The organism is Thiothrix litoralis (genome assembly GCF_017901135.1).
GTDB lineage: Bacteria > Pseudomonadota > Gammaproteobacteria > Thiotrichales > Thiotrichaceae > Thiothrix > Thiothrix litoralis.
In genome coordinates this window covers 2,321,746-2,335,297 of record NZ_CP072801.1, presented here as the reverse complement: position 1 = coordinate 2,335,297, position 13,552 = coordinate 2,321,746, and the positions used below count along the sequence as shown (strand labels likewise).

Here is a 13,552-nt window from a genome sequence, read left to right as displayed (position 1 = left end):
TGTTCGGGTTTTCCAACAGGAGATAGGCATGGCAACCGCAGCGCACGACAGCAAGCTTAAAAGTCAAACATTCCGCCGTTACAAAGACGGTGATCATGAATGGGGCAGTATGCACGACAAAATTTTTGTCGAAGATACTACGTATAAATGCCCAACCTATATCCACAAAACACCACCTTGCCAAGGTAGCTGCCCATCGGGTGAAGATATTCGTGGCTGGTTGCAAATTGTGCGCGGCATCGAGAAGCCACCTGCTGGCATGACCATGCAGGAATACGCTTTCCGCCGTTCCACCAATGCTAACCCGTTCCCGTCCATGATGGGTCGTGTTTGCCCGGCTCCTTGCCAAACAGGTTGTAACCGTAACGACGTTGACGATTTCGTTGGCATCAACTCGGTTGAACAGTACATCGGCGATAGCGCGATTGAAGCAGGCTTCACGTTTGAAGCAGGTGCTGAATTGAGCGGCAAGAAAGTTGCCATCATCGGTGGTGGTCCAGCAGGTATGACGGCGGCTTATCAATTGCGTCGCATGGGTCATGCTTCCACTGTGTTTGAGCAGCACCCAGAACTGGGTGGCATGATGCGTTACGGCATCCCCGGCTACCGCGTACCACGCGACAAGCTGGGTGCTGAAATGCAACGTATTATCAACATGGGTGACATCACTATCAAGTGCAACACCACTGTCGGTAAAGACGTGACGATTGAAACACTGGAAAGTGATTTCGATGCAGTGCTGTGGACAGTTGGTTGCTGGAACGGCCGTGGCCTGTTCGTTGACAAGTTTGCTGAAACACCCAACTGCGTATCAGCCGTTGATTTCCTCGAAGCCTATAACAAGGGCACGATGAAATACACTGCTCCTCGCGTGGTGTGTGTCGGTGGTGGCGATACCTCCATCGACGTAGTATCCGTGTCACGCCGTATTGGTACGCTGGCTAATTACGCTGAAAATGCTGAAGATTCCGCAACAGGCAAACTGGTTCACGGTGATGTTGGTGAAAAAGCAGCACCAGCCGTTACCTTGACTACCCTGTTCCCGCTGGATCAAATGACAGCAGCAGAACACGAAGTTCAAGATGCGCTGAAAGAAGGCGTTACTATCCTGACTGAAGTTATGCCGACTGAAATTGTGTTTGGCGCTGATGGTCGTGCCATTGGCCTGAAAGTCGTCGAGTGCGTGATGAAAGGCAATATGCCTGTCGCGAAAGAAGGCGGTAAAGAAACCATCATCGAAGCCGACATCATTGTTTCAGCTATTGGTCAGTTCGGTAAGCTGGATGGCATTGACTCTTTGAACAATGGTCGTAACCAGATCAATGCTGATGGCCTGTATCAAGTACCGGGCAAGCCTGGCCACTTTGCGGCAGGTGACGTGGTTCGTCCGCATTTGCTGACAACGGCTATCGGTCAGGCGTCTATCGCTTCCGAAACTATCAACCAGTACTTGCGTGCGGAAGAGCTGAAAAAGCGTCCGAAAGTAGATAAGCATCACTTCGATCTGATGGAAAAACTGCAAGAAGCAGGTTTGAACCCAGCCGCTTACGAAGATGCTCGCGCTGAAGACATGCGTGGTACGGATGGCTCAGGCTATGCCGTCCACAACTACGATGACCGTTCTAAAAACGTCATTGTATCGTCTAAAGCCTTGTTCTTGGGGCACTTCCCGGTTGTTGAACGCAATTTGCGTACTGAAGATGTACCAACGGCTGAAGAAGTATTGGGTCACTTCGCTGAGCGTATGAACCCGTTGGCAGAAGCTGATGCAATCAAAGAAGCCAAGCGCTGCATGAGCTGCGGTATGTGCTTCGAGTGTGATAACTGCGTTATCTACTGCCCGCAAACGGCTGTTTACCGTGTGCCAAAGAAACAGGCGACACTCGGTCGTTATGTTGCAACCGACTACTCCAAGTGTATCGGCTGCCACATCTGTGCAGACGTTTGCCCAACTGGTTACATCGAAATGGGGTTGGGTGAGTAATCTCACATCATCCTTGAATGCAGACTCGACAGGAATCAGCATGACTAGTAAGTTTTCAACCGTATTTCTGGCATCAGTGTTGGCTTTAGCTGCGCTGTTGGCAGGTTGCAGCAAAGCTCCCTCGGAAGCTGATCTCAACCTTGCCACAGCGAAGCAAAAAGCTGAACAATGTGTGGAACCGGAAAACGTTATCCGTACCAAGCACATGGATATGCTCATGCACCAGCGTGATGCAACCGTGATTGAAGGTATCCGTACCAAGCAGCATAGCCTGAAAGAGTGCATCAATTGCCACGTTTCAGCGACTAAAGAAGATGGTACGCCCTTGCACTACGGTGATAAAGAGCACTTCTGTACGACTTGTCATGCAGCAGTCGGTCAGAAAATTGATTGCTTCCAATGCCATGCTGACCGCCCTGAAGTGGGTCAAGATCCGAACTACCAACACACCGTTGGTAGTGTGGAAGGTCATCACTTTACCCAAGGGGTGACGGCTGCGGCTGCCCCCACGGCGGCTGAAGTCCAGATGGTGGCACAGCCACAACAAGGAGCTGCAAAATGAGCCAGAACCGTGTTGATGAATACCGCCGTAATTTTATCACGGCATTAGGTGGCGCGGTGGCAGTGGTCGCTGTTGCCCCCACGTTACTGCTGCGTGAAGCACACGCTGCCGGTGAAGTTGCTGCCAAGCCAGCAGATCAAGCTGTCACCAATGCTAAGCGTTGGGGCATGTTGATTGATGTCACCAAGCTCACCGATGGTGGTGCAGGTATGGTGGCAGCGTGTAAAAAAGAGCATGGTTGGGGTGATGAAGCGCATTCAAGCCCAGAGCAGCAAGCGCATTGGGCGCGGGTTGTGAAGGTCACGGATAAGCTCACCCATAACAGTTTCAGTTTGCCAGTCATGTGCCAGCATTGCGAGAACCCGCCGTGCGTCGACGTTTGCCCAACAGGTGCATCCATGAAGCGTGCTGATGGCATCGTGCAAGTTAACAAGCACATCTGCATCGGCTGCCGTTACTGCATGATGGCTTGCCCATACAAAGCACGTAGTTTTGTACATGAAGCCTTGCAAGATCAGAAGCCCCACTCCCCTCGTGGTATGGGTACGGTAGAGTCCTGCAATATGTGTGTTCACCGCATTGACAACGGTCAGTTGCCAGCGTGTGTGGAAGCAGCACCGGATGCAGTGGTCTTTGGTGATTTGAATGATCCGAATAGCGCAGTAAGCCAAGCGATGAAATCCATCGGTGGTAAGCAAATTCGTGCTGATCTCGGTTTGAATACTGGCGTGCGTTACCACGGCATCTAACGGAAAGGACGTAAATAGCGATGGCTAGTCAAGCAATCATTTTCCGCGAAACCAACGACAGCAAAGGGTTTTATATCCTGTTGGCGGTTTTGGGTGCATTCCTTGCCTTGGGTGCACTGGCATTTTTTACCGCCGAGCATCATGGGCATCATATCACCGGTATGAATAACCAGGTCGTGTGGGGTTTGCCGCATGTGTTCGCCATTTTCCTCATCGTCGCCGCTTCGGGTGCTTTGAACGTTGGTTCGATTGGTACAGTCTTTGGCAAGAAGCTCTATCAACCGATGGGGCGATTGTCGGCCTTACTGGCGATTTCGTTGCTGGTTGGTGGTTTGATCGTGCTGGTATTGGACTTGGGTCATCCTGATCGTTTGATTGTGGCGATGACGACTTACAATTTTAAGTCTATCTTTGCTTGGAATATTATTCTGTATAACGGTTTTCTAGCTTTGTCTGCGGTTTATATCTGGACAATGATGGATCGTAAGGTTAAGAAATTCTATAAGTTGGCTGGTGTGGCAGCGTTTACATGGCGTTTGATCCTTACTGCTGGTACTGGCTCAATTTTTGGCTTTCTGGTCGCACGTGACTTTTATAACTCGGCGGTCATGGCGCCTTTGTTTATTGTGATGTCTTTCGCGCTGGGTTTGTCGGTCTTCATTCTGGTTCTGTATTTCGCCTACACATGGACAGGCCGTCAATTGGGTGATGCGGTAATGAACCGTTTACGTTACCTGTTGGCAGTGTTCATCGGTGGGGTGTTGTTGTTGGAAGGTGCGCGTCATTTTACCGGGCTGTACATTGCCCAAAAAGCAGGTGTGGAAAACTTTATCCTGTTCGGTGGCGGTATCTATACCCAGTTATTCTGGGTCGGTCAGATCATGTTGGGTAGCTTGCTGCCACTGTCGCTGATTTTCTGCCGTAGGCTGACCGATAATCGCATTGCATTGTTGTTGGCAGCCTTCTTTACTATCTTGGGTGGCTTTGCGCAACTGTATGTGATTTTGATTGGCGGGCAGGCTTATCCACTAACCTTATTCCCCGGTGCAGAGGTTTCCAGTGACTATTTTGATGGCACTCTGAATACTTATGTGCCAAGCATTTGGGAATTGATGCTGGGGGTGGGGGGTGTAGCCCTTACTTTGGTGATGGTGACCATCGGTGTGAAAGTATTGCGCTTCCTACCGGATTCCTTGTCTGATGCAGTGGTTGATCCGCATAGCAAGTAATGCCGTTTCGCCTGATTCTTGAAAAAACCGGCCTCGTGCCGGTTTTTTTGCACTTGCTGCTTTAGAATGGCGCAGGGCGATTTGCTGATGGTGTTAAGGTTTCCAGAATCCCAGTAAGCTGTTGGTTTGTTCTAGAAGGTAATTTTTTCGCCAGTGATCTTTTCCAACGGTTTTGAGCAATTGTTCCAGTTGGTGGAGACAGGCACGCTGGCGCTGCTTGTCATGTTTCGCCCAGTCTTTCAGTAGTGAGAGCAAAGCGCTGTCCAGATCAAGGTCGAGATAAACAGGCTTGGCATATTCCTGCAGAATGCGCTCAAACAATGCCTGTTGGCGTTCAGCGGGCAGGATGCTGTAACATTCCCATAACGTGATGCATGTGGTGCGCATCAATGCGTAGATATAGTCTTCAGGGTCTTCCATACGCTCTGCCAGCGCAGGAAAACCACTGATAACAGCAAGGCATAAGTCAGTGGTTTCGCGGGTAGGCGTAGTTGCTTTACGGGCAACTTCCAACATTTTGTTGATGGCATCTGTCAGGTGTTGCGCACTGGTGCTGCGGATGTAACCTTCTGCATTCGCGTGGCGCAGCGTCATGTTCGCCAGCATTTGCCGGTACTTAGGTTCGGCGGGTTCGTCACTGCTTAACAGGTCTGCAAAGCAAATCAACAAGGTATCGCGGAAGTCGCCATCCTGTAAGGCTTTTTCCAGCACGAAGTCTTGCAGTTGCTGGTGTGATAGCTGCTGGAGGATGCGCTCGATTTGCCCTTGACGCGAGAGGGGTTTGGCGGTGGATGGTTTGTTGTCATTTAAGTACATGTTTTATCCGGTTGTAAGCGCTGATGTTAGTAGTGGATTATAATTCAGGTGCTGGCATGACCGTAATGCTACGCATCCAATAATGAATGTAAACAGGAGAAACCATGTTTAACCCTATCCAGATCCCTTTTGGCTGTACCATGTTGTTCAATGTTGTTGACCTGAAAGATGGCGTCACAGTTGAAGATGTTGAGTTGGTGCTTGGCGAAATGTGTAATGTCGTCAAAAATGCTTATGGGGATGACAACGGTGGCTTCATCGGTGGTCAGGTCTACCGCAATGCAGGCTTTGTGTCGGATGAAGGCTCGGTTGATGGCGGTGGTAGTCACCCCAATAAGCGTGTTCAACAAAACATGGGGGATATTGTGATTGTCACCTATTGGCAGTCATTCGAGCAGCATGAGAAATCCCACGCTGACAAACTGTTCAAGGAAAAGTTTGCCAAGCTGGCGGAATATTGTGACAACACCTATGAAGTGGGTTATGAAATGCTCTGGCAAGGCGTGCCAGAAGCACATTGATGCCACTTTCTGAGACGTAGCAGGCTACAGCACCGGCTCTTTGAGCACATCAGGGCGGTCGGTGTTGCGCCGGTATAGCACAGCGACATTGCCTACCCGCTGGATGAGTAGTGCTTGGCTATACTGGATGATTTGCTCAACCATTTCATCGCGCAAGTCACGGTCGCCCACACTGAGCTTTACTTTAATGAGTTGGTGATAGTCCAGCGCTGAGGTGATTTCTTCCAGAACCGTGGGTTTTAGTCCATGTTGGCCGACCAGTACGACGGGATTCAGGGTATGAGCGCGGCTACGCAGCCGCTTTTTCTGTGTTTCGGTCAATTCCATGATAGGCTTCCATAAATTGATGAAGTGTAATGAGTGATAACGCAGCATGGCAAGAAGCAAAAGCAGCCAAAAGTGGTTGGGCGAGCATTTTAGTGACGAATATGTGAAAAAATCACAGCAGGAAGGCTACCGTTCCCGGGCTGTGTATAAATTACAGGAAATTCAGGCGCGTGACCGTATCCTGCATCCTGGGATGAAGGTGGTCGATCTGGGTGCTGCTCCCGGCGGCTGGAGTCAGTATGCGACCAAGCTCATCGGTTCAAAGGGGCGCATCGTGGCAAGTGATATTTTGCCGCTTGATCCGCTACCTTTTGTCGAATTTGTACTGGGGGATTTTCGCGATGAGGCGGTATTGGCTGAAATCCTGAATTTACTGGGTGGTGAGCGTGCCGACCTTGTTATTTCTGATATGGCCCCCAATATGAGTGGTGTGGATGCTGTCGATCAGCCCCGTGCTGTTCATCTGTGTGAGTTGGCACTGGATATGGTTCGTCAGGTATTAAAGCCAGGCGGTGCCTTTTTGGTTAAACTCTTTCAAGGCGAAGGGTCTGAAGCGTTCATCCGTGATGTTCGCAGCAGTTTTAAAACCGTAAAAATACGCAAACCGGCGGCCTCAAGACCACGTAGTCGGGAGGTTTATGTATTAGCACAGGGTTTTGTGTTGTAATATCTCTTTGAGGTGTTATAAATAGATGACGCTAGTTGATAGTGGAGAAGTCACTTGAACGATTTAACCAAAAATTTGCTGATCTGGGCTGTTATTGCATTCGTTTTGATTGCAGTGTTCAGCAAGTTCAGTGTACCTGCCCAGCCTACGGCTTCTATGCCGTATTCAGACTTTTTGAGCAATGTCCGTGCTGGCAGTGTTAAAGAAGTTGATATTAAAGGGCAGAAAATTATAGGCCTCGACAGTAATAATAGTCGATTTGTCACCTATAGTCCGCCTAATGATGCCAAGCTGGTCGATGACCTGGTCGCTAACAAGGTTAAGTTTCAGGCATCCCCACCTGAAGAGCGCGGTATTATCTGGGACATCATTATTAGCTGGGTTCCCTTCCTGCTAATTATTGGTCTGTGGATTTACATTATGCGCCAGATGCAAGGTGGTGGCGGTGGTCGTGGTGCTATGTCGTTTGGCAAGAGCCGCGCCCGGATGATGACCGAAGATCAGGTCAAAGTTAACTTCAATGATGTCGCTGGTTGTGAAGAAGCTAAGGACGAAGTGGCTGAGCTGGTTGAATTCCTGCGCGATCCCGGCAAGTTCCAGAAACTGGGTGGCAAGATTCCACGCGGTGTGCTGATGGTCGGTTCGCCGGGTACCGGTAAAACCCTGTTGGCAAAAGCCATTGCGGGTGAGGCGAAAGTACCTTTCTTCAGCATTTCCGGTTCTGACTTTGTGGAAATGTTTGTGGGCGTGGGTGCATCTCGCGTGCGTGATATGTTCGAGCAAGCCAAAAAACATGCCCCTTGCATTATTTTCATCGACGAAATTGATGCGGTAGGCCGTCAGCGCGGCGCGGGGGTCGGTGGTGGTCACGATGAACGTGAGCAAACCCTCAACCAGTTGCTGGTGGAAATGGATGGCTTTGAAGGTAGTGAAGGCGTCATCGTCATTGCGGCAACTAACCGCCCGGATGTACTTGATGCTGCTTTGTTGCGCCCCGGTCGTTTTGACCGTCAGGTTGTTGTGCCATTGCCCGATGTGCGTGGTCGTGAACAAATCCTGAAAGTACACATGCGCAAAGTACCGTTGGGTGATGATGTCAGGGCAATGCTGATTGCACGCGGCACACCGGGGTTCTCGGGTGCTGACTTGGCCAATCTGGTGAATGAAGCCGCCTTGTTTGCAGCGCGTGCCAACAAACGCACCGTTGATATGGGTGAGTTTGAAAAGGCCAAAGACAAAATCATGATGGGTGCTGAGCGCAAGTCAATGGTTATGAAGGAAGAGGAAAAACTGGCGACGGCTTATCACGAAGCAGGTCATGCCATCGTTGGTTTGAGCGTGCCGGAACATGACCCTGTTTACAAGGTCAGCATTATCCCGCGTGGTCGTGCCTTGGGTGTCACCATGTATTTGCCGGAAGAAGACCGTTACAGTGCCAGTAAGCAGCGTTTGGAAAGCCAGATTTCCAGCCTCTACGGTGGTCGTATTGCGGAAGAGCTGATTTACGGTGCGGAAGGTGTTACCACAGGTGCTTCCAATGACATTGAGCGTGCTACCAGTATTGCCCGCAACATGGTCACCAAGTGGGGCTTATCCAGTCGTATGGGGCCGTTGGCATACTCGGAAGATGAGGGCGAAGTGTTCTTGGGGCGTTCAGTGACGCAGCATAAACATGTTTCTGATGAGACGGCTCATGCGATTGACGGTGAAATCCGCGAGGTGATTGACCGCAATTACACCCGTTCCAAGCAGATTCTGACCGACAAAATGAGCGTATTACATGCGATGGCACAAGCATTGATGAAATACGAGACCATTGATCGGGCGCAGGTAGATGCTTTAATGCGTGGTGAAGTGCCACCACCACCGGCTGACTGGAATGATGACGATTCCTCTTCAGGCGGGCGGGGTGTGCCACCTAAAACACCTACCAGCAGCGGCAAGAGCGCTGGCTCAGAAGATGAGGTTATTGGTGGAACCGCCAGCTCTCACTGAGGGTGACGGTAAACCGTAAAGTAATAAGGCGCGGGGCTCGTTTCCGCGCCTTTTCTTTTGGAGTTGCGCCATGGCATGGCAAGTCAATAAAGCGTCAGTACAAGTGATGGGTATCCTGAATGTCACCCCGGATTCATTTTCCGATGGGGGACTGTTTCAGCCGCAGGATGCAGCTTTGCGCCACATCGAGCAGATGTTGGCGGAAGGCGTCGATATTATTGATGTGGGTGGGGAGTCTACCCGTCCCGGTGCGGCTTCAGTATCCGTGCAGGCTGAGCTGGAACGGGTTGTACCGGTTATTGAGGCCATTCGTGCCCGCTTTGACGTTCCTGTGTCAGTGGATACCAGCAAGCCAGCGGTGATGCAGGCGGCGGTAGCGGCAGGTGCTGATCTGATCAATGATGTGTATGCGTTGCAAGCGCCCGGAGCACTGGAAATGTGTGCCCAGCTAGCGGTTCCCGTTTGCCTGATGCACATGCAGGGGCAACCGCGCACCATGCAGCAGGCACCACAGTATGGGGATGTGGTGCAAGATATTCGCCAGTTTTTTGAAGAACGTATTGCTGCTTGTGAGCGGGCTGGCATTTCCCGTGATCGCTTGATTCTTGACCCTGGCTTCGGATTCGGTAAAACTTTAGAGCATAATGTCGATTTATTGCGTAGATTGAATGAATTTTCTACGATACATTTGCCTATACTGGTAGGGCTGTCACGTAAGTCCATGATCGGTGGTTTGTTGAATAACCGTCCGGTTGAGGGGCGTTTGCAGGGCAGCGTGGCAGCCGCTGTCGTAGCAGCTATGAAGGGTGCGCGTATTGTGCGGGTACATGATGTCGGTGCAACAGTGGATGCGATGAAATTGGTAAATGCTGTTGTGGATCAATAGAAATTGAGGTTGAAGGGCTGATGGCAAGAAAATATTTTGGGACGGATGGTATTCGCGGCAAGATTGGTCGCTACCCGATGACACCTGACTTCGTGTTGAAGTTGGGTTGGGCAGCAGGCAAAGTGCTGGCGAACAATGGGCATCCGTTGGTGTTGATTGGTAAAGATACGCGCATTTCCGGTTACATGCTGGAGTCTGCTTTGCAAGCTGGCTTGGTGGCAGCGGGTGTCAATATCCGTTTGTTGGGGCCGATGCCAACGCCTGCCGTGGCTTACTTGACCCGCGCCTTCCGTGCCTCTGCGGGTATCGTGATCAGTGCATCCCACAACCCTTACGATGACAATGGCCTGAAGTTTTTCTCCGGCGACGGCACTAAATTGCCCGATGCAGTTGAGGAAGAAATCGAGCGTTGGCTGGACATGGATTTCAAAACAGTGTCGTCTGACGAACTCGGCAAGGTCGAACGCGCCAAAGATGCCGCAGGCCGTTATATCGAGTTCTGCAAGCGGGCGTTGCCTAACCGGGTTTCCCTGAAAGGCTTGCGGATTGTCGTGGATTGCGCCAATGGTGCCACCTATCACGTGGCTCCGGCTGTGTTCAGTGAGCTGGGAGCCGAAGTGATTGCCATTGGTAATCAGCCTGATGGTATTAATATCAATGAATCTTGCGGTGCAACTCACGTGGATGGTTTGTGTGATGCGGTGTTGCGTTACCGGGCAGATGTGGGGATTGCGCTGGATGGTGACGGTGATCGTCTTATCATGGTGGATGAGCGTGGGCAAACCGTGGATGGCGATGAAATACTCGCCATTATTGCTCACCATACGCATAGCGAAGGAAAATTACAGGGCGGGGTCGTGGGGACGCTAATGAGCAACCTCGGTCTGGAAAAGTCCATTCAGGCACTGGATGTGCCTTTCTACCGTGCCAATGTTGGCGACCGCTACGTGATTGAGCTGATGAACCAGCATGAATGTAATTTGGGCGGTGAGTCTTCCGGCCACATTATTGTGAGTAACTTCATCACGACAGGTGACGGTATTGTTGCTGCGCTGCAAGTGCTGCGGGCGATGCGCTTGACCACCAAGCCTTTGCATGAGCTGAAAATGGTGATGACCAAATACCCGCAAACCTTGATTAATGTGCGAATCAGGGAAAAGATCAATCTGGATGAGTCGGTAGTGATTCAGGATGCGGTACGTCAAGTTGAGCAGCAACTAGGCAATCGTGGTCGAGTGCTGTTGCGTGCTTCCGGTACAGAACCGTTAATTCGGGTGATGGTGGAAGGCGAAGATGCGCACGAAACGGCAGCGTTGGCGGAACAAATTGCCAATGCGGTACGTGCGGCGGCTTGACTTACCCGTAACCTGCCCGGAATGAAGATTGATTTCCAAGGCTTATGCAGGTAATCTTTCGCCTCTTGCTTGAAGGAGAGGTGAAATCATGCGTCAAAAATTGGTAGCAGGTAACTGGAAACTGAACGGATCAAAGGCAACTATCGAGCCATTGGTTAGCGCTATTCTGGCAGGGCTGAAAGGTCTGGATAATGTAGCGGTGGCAGTTTGCCCGCCTTACGTCTATATTCCCATGACCCAAGGTCTGTTGAGCGGAGACCGCATTGGTTTGGGTTCCCAAGACATTGCTGATCAGGAGACGGGTGCTTTTACCGGCGAAGTTTCTGGGACGATGCTGAAGGAATTCGGCTGTAGCTACGCGATTGTAGGGCACTCTGAGCGTCGTGCTATTTACGGTGAGCAGGATGGTGACACCGCTCGCAAATTTGCGGCTGCCCGCAAGCATGGCCTCAAGCCTATCCTGTGTGTTGGTGAAACGTTGGAGGAGCGTGAATCTGGCGTTACAGAAGCGGTGGTGGCACGTCAACTGGATGCGGTTATTGCATTGGAAGGTGTGGAGGCACTGACTGATGGCGTGATTGCTTACGAGCCAGTTTGGGCGATTGGTACTGGCAAAACAGCCAGCCCACAGCAAGCTCAGGATGTTCATGCATTTATTCGTGGTAAACTTGCTGCACTGAATGAATCAGTCGCAGCAAAGGTACAAATTTTGTACGGTGGCAGCGTCAAAGGCGCTAATGCTGCTGAATTGTTTGCAATGCCGGATATTGACGGCGGCCTGATCGGTGGTGCATCGCTGGATGCACAGGAATTTCTGGCCATCTGTAAGGCCGGAAACTAAGGTTAATAAAAAACGTTATGCTATACAATGTGTTGTTGATCATTTTGATCGTTGTTTCTGTTGCTATGATTGTGTTGATTTTGATGCAGCAAGGCAAAGGTGCAGATGCAGGTGCTGCTTTCGGTAGCGGCGCATCAGGTACTGTATTTGGTTCACAAGGTTCAGCCAACTTCCTGAGCCGTACCACGGGGATTCTGGCGACAGTTTTCTTTTTGGTGGCATTGGCATTGGCATTCCTTGCATCAGGTCGCACTATCGAGTCTGGTAGTATCATGGGGGGACACACAACAACGCCCGCCCCGGCAGCAGTGGAAACAGCACCAGCAGCCCCTGCGAGTGATGTTCCACCGGCTCCAACAGTTGAAAAATCTTCTGCCAGTGATGTTCCAGTTGCACCAGTGGAAAAAAATCCTACTGAAAAGCCCGTTGAGGCTGAAAAACCTGTGCAAGAACAGAAATAGTCGAGTATAATGACCGCCTGCTTTGCCGACGTGGTGGAATTGGTAGACACGCTATCTTGAGGGGGTAGTGGCGCAAGCTGTACCGGTTCGAGTCCGGTCGTCGGTACCATACATGAAAAGGCCCGTTATCTGATGATAACGGGCCTTTTCTTTTGTGCCGAATTCTTGCTAAAACCTGACAATACCCACTTTGGGGAATTAATCTGTGGTTCATGCCCCGTTATATTCGACTGTATAACGAAATAGTGATACAAACAGTGTGTGTTTGGAATCATGCATCATAGACAACCGGGTGGTTTGGAGAGAGAGCACCACGGTTTGCACCAGGAGTTTACATGCTAGGAGAATACCTTCCCATTCTCGTTTTTCTGGCGGTCGGTTTTGGCTTGGCAGTGGTATTGCTGGGCTTGGGGCTGCTTGCAGGCCCGCGCCGACCCGACGCAGAAAAAGATTCACCATTCGAGTGCGGCTTTCCCGCGTTTGAAGACTCCCGCATCAAGTTTGATGTGCGTTACTACCTTGTCGCCATCCTCTTCATTATCTTCGACCTTGAAATTGCCTTCCTGTTTCCATGGGCTGTGGTGCTCGACACCATTGGCGTGTTCGGCATTGTCGCGATGGGTATTTTCCTGACTATCCTGATTGTTGGTTTTATCTACGAATGGAAGAAAGGGGCGCTGGAATGGGAGTAGAAGGGGTTCTGGAAAAAGGTTTTGTCACCACGACAGCCGATGCTCTGATCAACTGGGCGCGTACTGGTTCGTTGTGGCCAATGACCTTTGGCTTGGCTTGCTGTGCAGTGGAAATGATGCACGCAGGGGCTTCACGTTACGATCTCGACCGTTTTGGCATTGTGTTCCGCCCCAGTCCGCGCCAGTCGGATGTGATGATCGTGGCGGGCACGCTGACCAACAAGATGGCTCCAGCACTGCGCAAGGTCTATGATCAAATGGCTGAACCGCGTTGGGTTATTTCGATGGGGTCTTGTGCCAATGGTGGTGGTTACTACCATTATTCCTATGCGGTGGTGCGGGGCTGTGACCGTATCGTGCCTGTTGATATTTACGTTCCCGGTTGTCCGCCAACCGCCGAAGCTCTGCTGTATGGGATTATCCAATTGCAGAACAAAATCCGTCGAACCAATACGATAGCGCGGTAA

The 13,552-nt window shown here is 50.9% G+C and carries 15 protein-coding genes and 1 tRNA gene; 14 read left to right on the top strand and 2 right to left on the bottom strand.

Going from position 1 to position 13,552, the window contains the following annotated elements; translation table 11 throughout:
- Window positions 1-28 precede the first annotated feature (28 nt).
- Genes J9253_RS11280 through nrfD form a run of 4 tightly spaced genes read left to right on the top strand, consistent with a single transcriptional unit; the run spans window position 29 to window position 4,524 of the window.
- On the top strand, window positions 29-1,984 hold the full coding sequence (locus J9253_RS11280; protein WP_028490365.1) for an NAD(P)-binding protein: 1,956 nt from the start codon (window positions 29-31) through the stop codon (window positions 1,982-1,984).
- A gap of 40 nt (window positions 1,985-2,024) precedes the next feature.
- Window positions 2,025-2,546, top strand: coding sequence for a hypothetical protein (locus J9253_RS11275; protein WP_028490366.1), 522 nt, complete (start codon window positions 2,025-2,027; stop codon window positions 2,544-2,546).
- The gene (gene dsrO / locus J9253_RS11270) at window positions 2,543-3,295 is read left to right on the top strand and encodes a sulfate reduction electron transfer complex DsrMKJOP subunit DsrO (RefSeq protein WP_210221091.1); all 753 of its coding nucleotides are present in this window, start codon (window positions 2,543-2,545) and stop codon (window positions 3,293-3,295) included. The genes J9253_RS11275 and dsrO overlap by 4 nt, the downstream gene beginning before the upstream one ends.
- Before the next feature lie 20 nt (window positions 3,296-3,315).
- Complete coding sequence (gene nrfD / locus J9253_RS11265) at window positions 3,316-4,524, top strand: NrfD/PsrC family molybdoenzyme membrane anchor subunit (RefSeq protein WP_210221090.1); 1,209 nt, start codon at window positions 3,316-3,318, stop codon at window positions 4,522-4,524.
- A 93-nt stretch (window positions 4,525-4,617) separates the two neighbouring features.
- On the opposite strand, the gene J9253_RS11260 is transcribed toward nrfD, so the two are convergent.
- On the bottom strand, window positions 4,618-5,340 hold the full coding sequence (locus tag J9253_RS11260) for a hypothetical protein (protein WP_210221089.1): 723 nt from the start codon (window positions 5,338-5,340) through the stop codon (window positions 4,618-4,620).
- Window positions 5,341-5,444: 104 nt separating this feature from the next.
- Here J9253_RS11260 and J9253_RS11255 point away from each other — a divergent pair, with 104 nt between their 5' ends.
- Window positions 5,445-5,861 (top strand): hypothetical protein, encoded by a 417-nt coding sequence (locus J9253_RS11255; protein WP_210221088.1) that lies wholly within the window; start codon window positions 5,445-5,447, stop codon window positions 5,859-5,861.
- A gap of 24 nt (window positions 5,862-5,885) precedes the next feature.
- Here J9253_RS11255 and yhbY read toward each other — a convergent pair whose 3' ends face one another.
- Window positions 5,886-6,188 carry a ribosome assembly RNA-binding protein YhbY gene (gene yhbY, locus J9253_RS11250; RefSeq protein ID WP_210221087.1) on the bottom strand — a complete coding sequence of 101 codons (303 nt, stop codon included), beginning with the start codon at window positions 6,186-6,188 and terminating at the stop codon, window positions 5,886-5,888.
- A 46-nt stretch (window positions 6,189-6,234) separates the two neighbouring features.
- Here yhbY and rlmE point away from each other — a divergent pair, with 46 nt between their 5' ends.
- The 9 genes from rlmE to J9253_RS11205 all read left to right on the top strand — a co-directional run bounded on the left by rlmE (window position 6,235) and on the right by J9253_RS11205 (window position 13,552).
- Window positions 6,235-6,855: a 23S rRNA (uridine(2552)-2'-O)-methyltransferase RlmE gene (gene rlmE, locus J9253_RS11245; RefSeq protein WP_210221086.1), complete on the top strand. Its 621-nt coding sequence runs from the start codon at window positions 6,235-6,237 to the stop codon at window positions 6,853-6,855.
- Between the two features lie 54 nt (window positions 6,856-6,909).
- Window positions 6,910-8,850 carry an ATP-dependent zinc metalloprotease FtsH gene (gene ftsH, locus J9253_RS11240; RefSeq protein ID WP_210221085.1) on the top strand — a complete coding sequence of 647 codons (1,941 nt, stop codon included), beginning with the start codon at window positions 6,910-6,912 and terminating at the stop codon, window positions 8,848-8,850.
- Between the two features lie 70 nt (window positions 8,851-8,920).
- On the top strand, window positions 8,921-9,736 hold the full coding sequence (gene folP, locus J9253_RS11235; protein WP_228291360.1) for a dihydropteroate synthase: 816 nt from the start codon (window positions 8,921-8,923) through the stop codon (window positions 9,734-9,736).
- Between the two features lie 20 nt (window positions 9,737-9,756).
- Window positions 9,757-11,091 (top strand): phosphoglucosamine mutase, encoded by a 1,335-nt coding sequence (glmM, locus tag J9253_RS11230; RefSeq protein ID WP_228291359.1) that lies wholly within the window; start codon window positions 9,757-9,759, stop codon window positions 11,089-11,091.
- An 88-nt stretch (window positions 11,092-11,179) separates the two neighbouring features.
- The gene (tpiA, locus tag J9253_RS11225; protein WP_210221084.1) at window positions 11,180-11,932 is read left to right on the top strand and encodes a triose-phosphate isomerase; all 753 of its coding nucleotides are present in this window, start codon (window positions 11,180-11,182) and stop codon (window positions 11,930-11,932) included.
- 65 nt (window positions 11,933-11,997) lie between these two features.
- Window positions 11,998-12,393 (top strand): preprotein translocase subunit SecG, encoded by a 396-nt coding sequence (gene secG / locus J9253_RS11220; RefSeq protein ID WP_266097339.1) that lies wholly within the window; start codon window positions 11,998-12,000, stop codon window positions 12,391-12,393.
- A 24-nt stretch (window positions 12,394-12,417) separates the two neighbouring features.
- Window positions 12,418-12,502, top strand: a tRNA-Leu gene (locus J9253_RS11215).
- 226 nt (window positions 12,503-12,728) lie between these two features.
- Entirely contained in the window at window positions 12,729-13,085 is a 357-nt protein-coding gene (gene ndhC / locus J9253_RS11210) for an NADH-quinone oxidoreductase subunit A (RefSeq protein ID WP_210221082.1), read from the top strand.
- Entirely contained in the window at window positions 13,076-13,552 is a 477-nt protein-coding gene (locus tag J9253_RS11205) for a NuoB/complex I 20 kDa subunit family protein (RefSeq protein ID WP_028490378.1), read from the top strand. The genes ndhC and J9253_RS11205 overlap by 10 nt, the downstream gene beginning before the upstream one ends.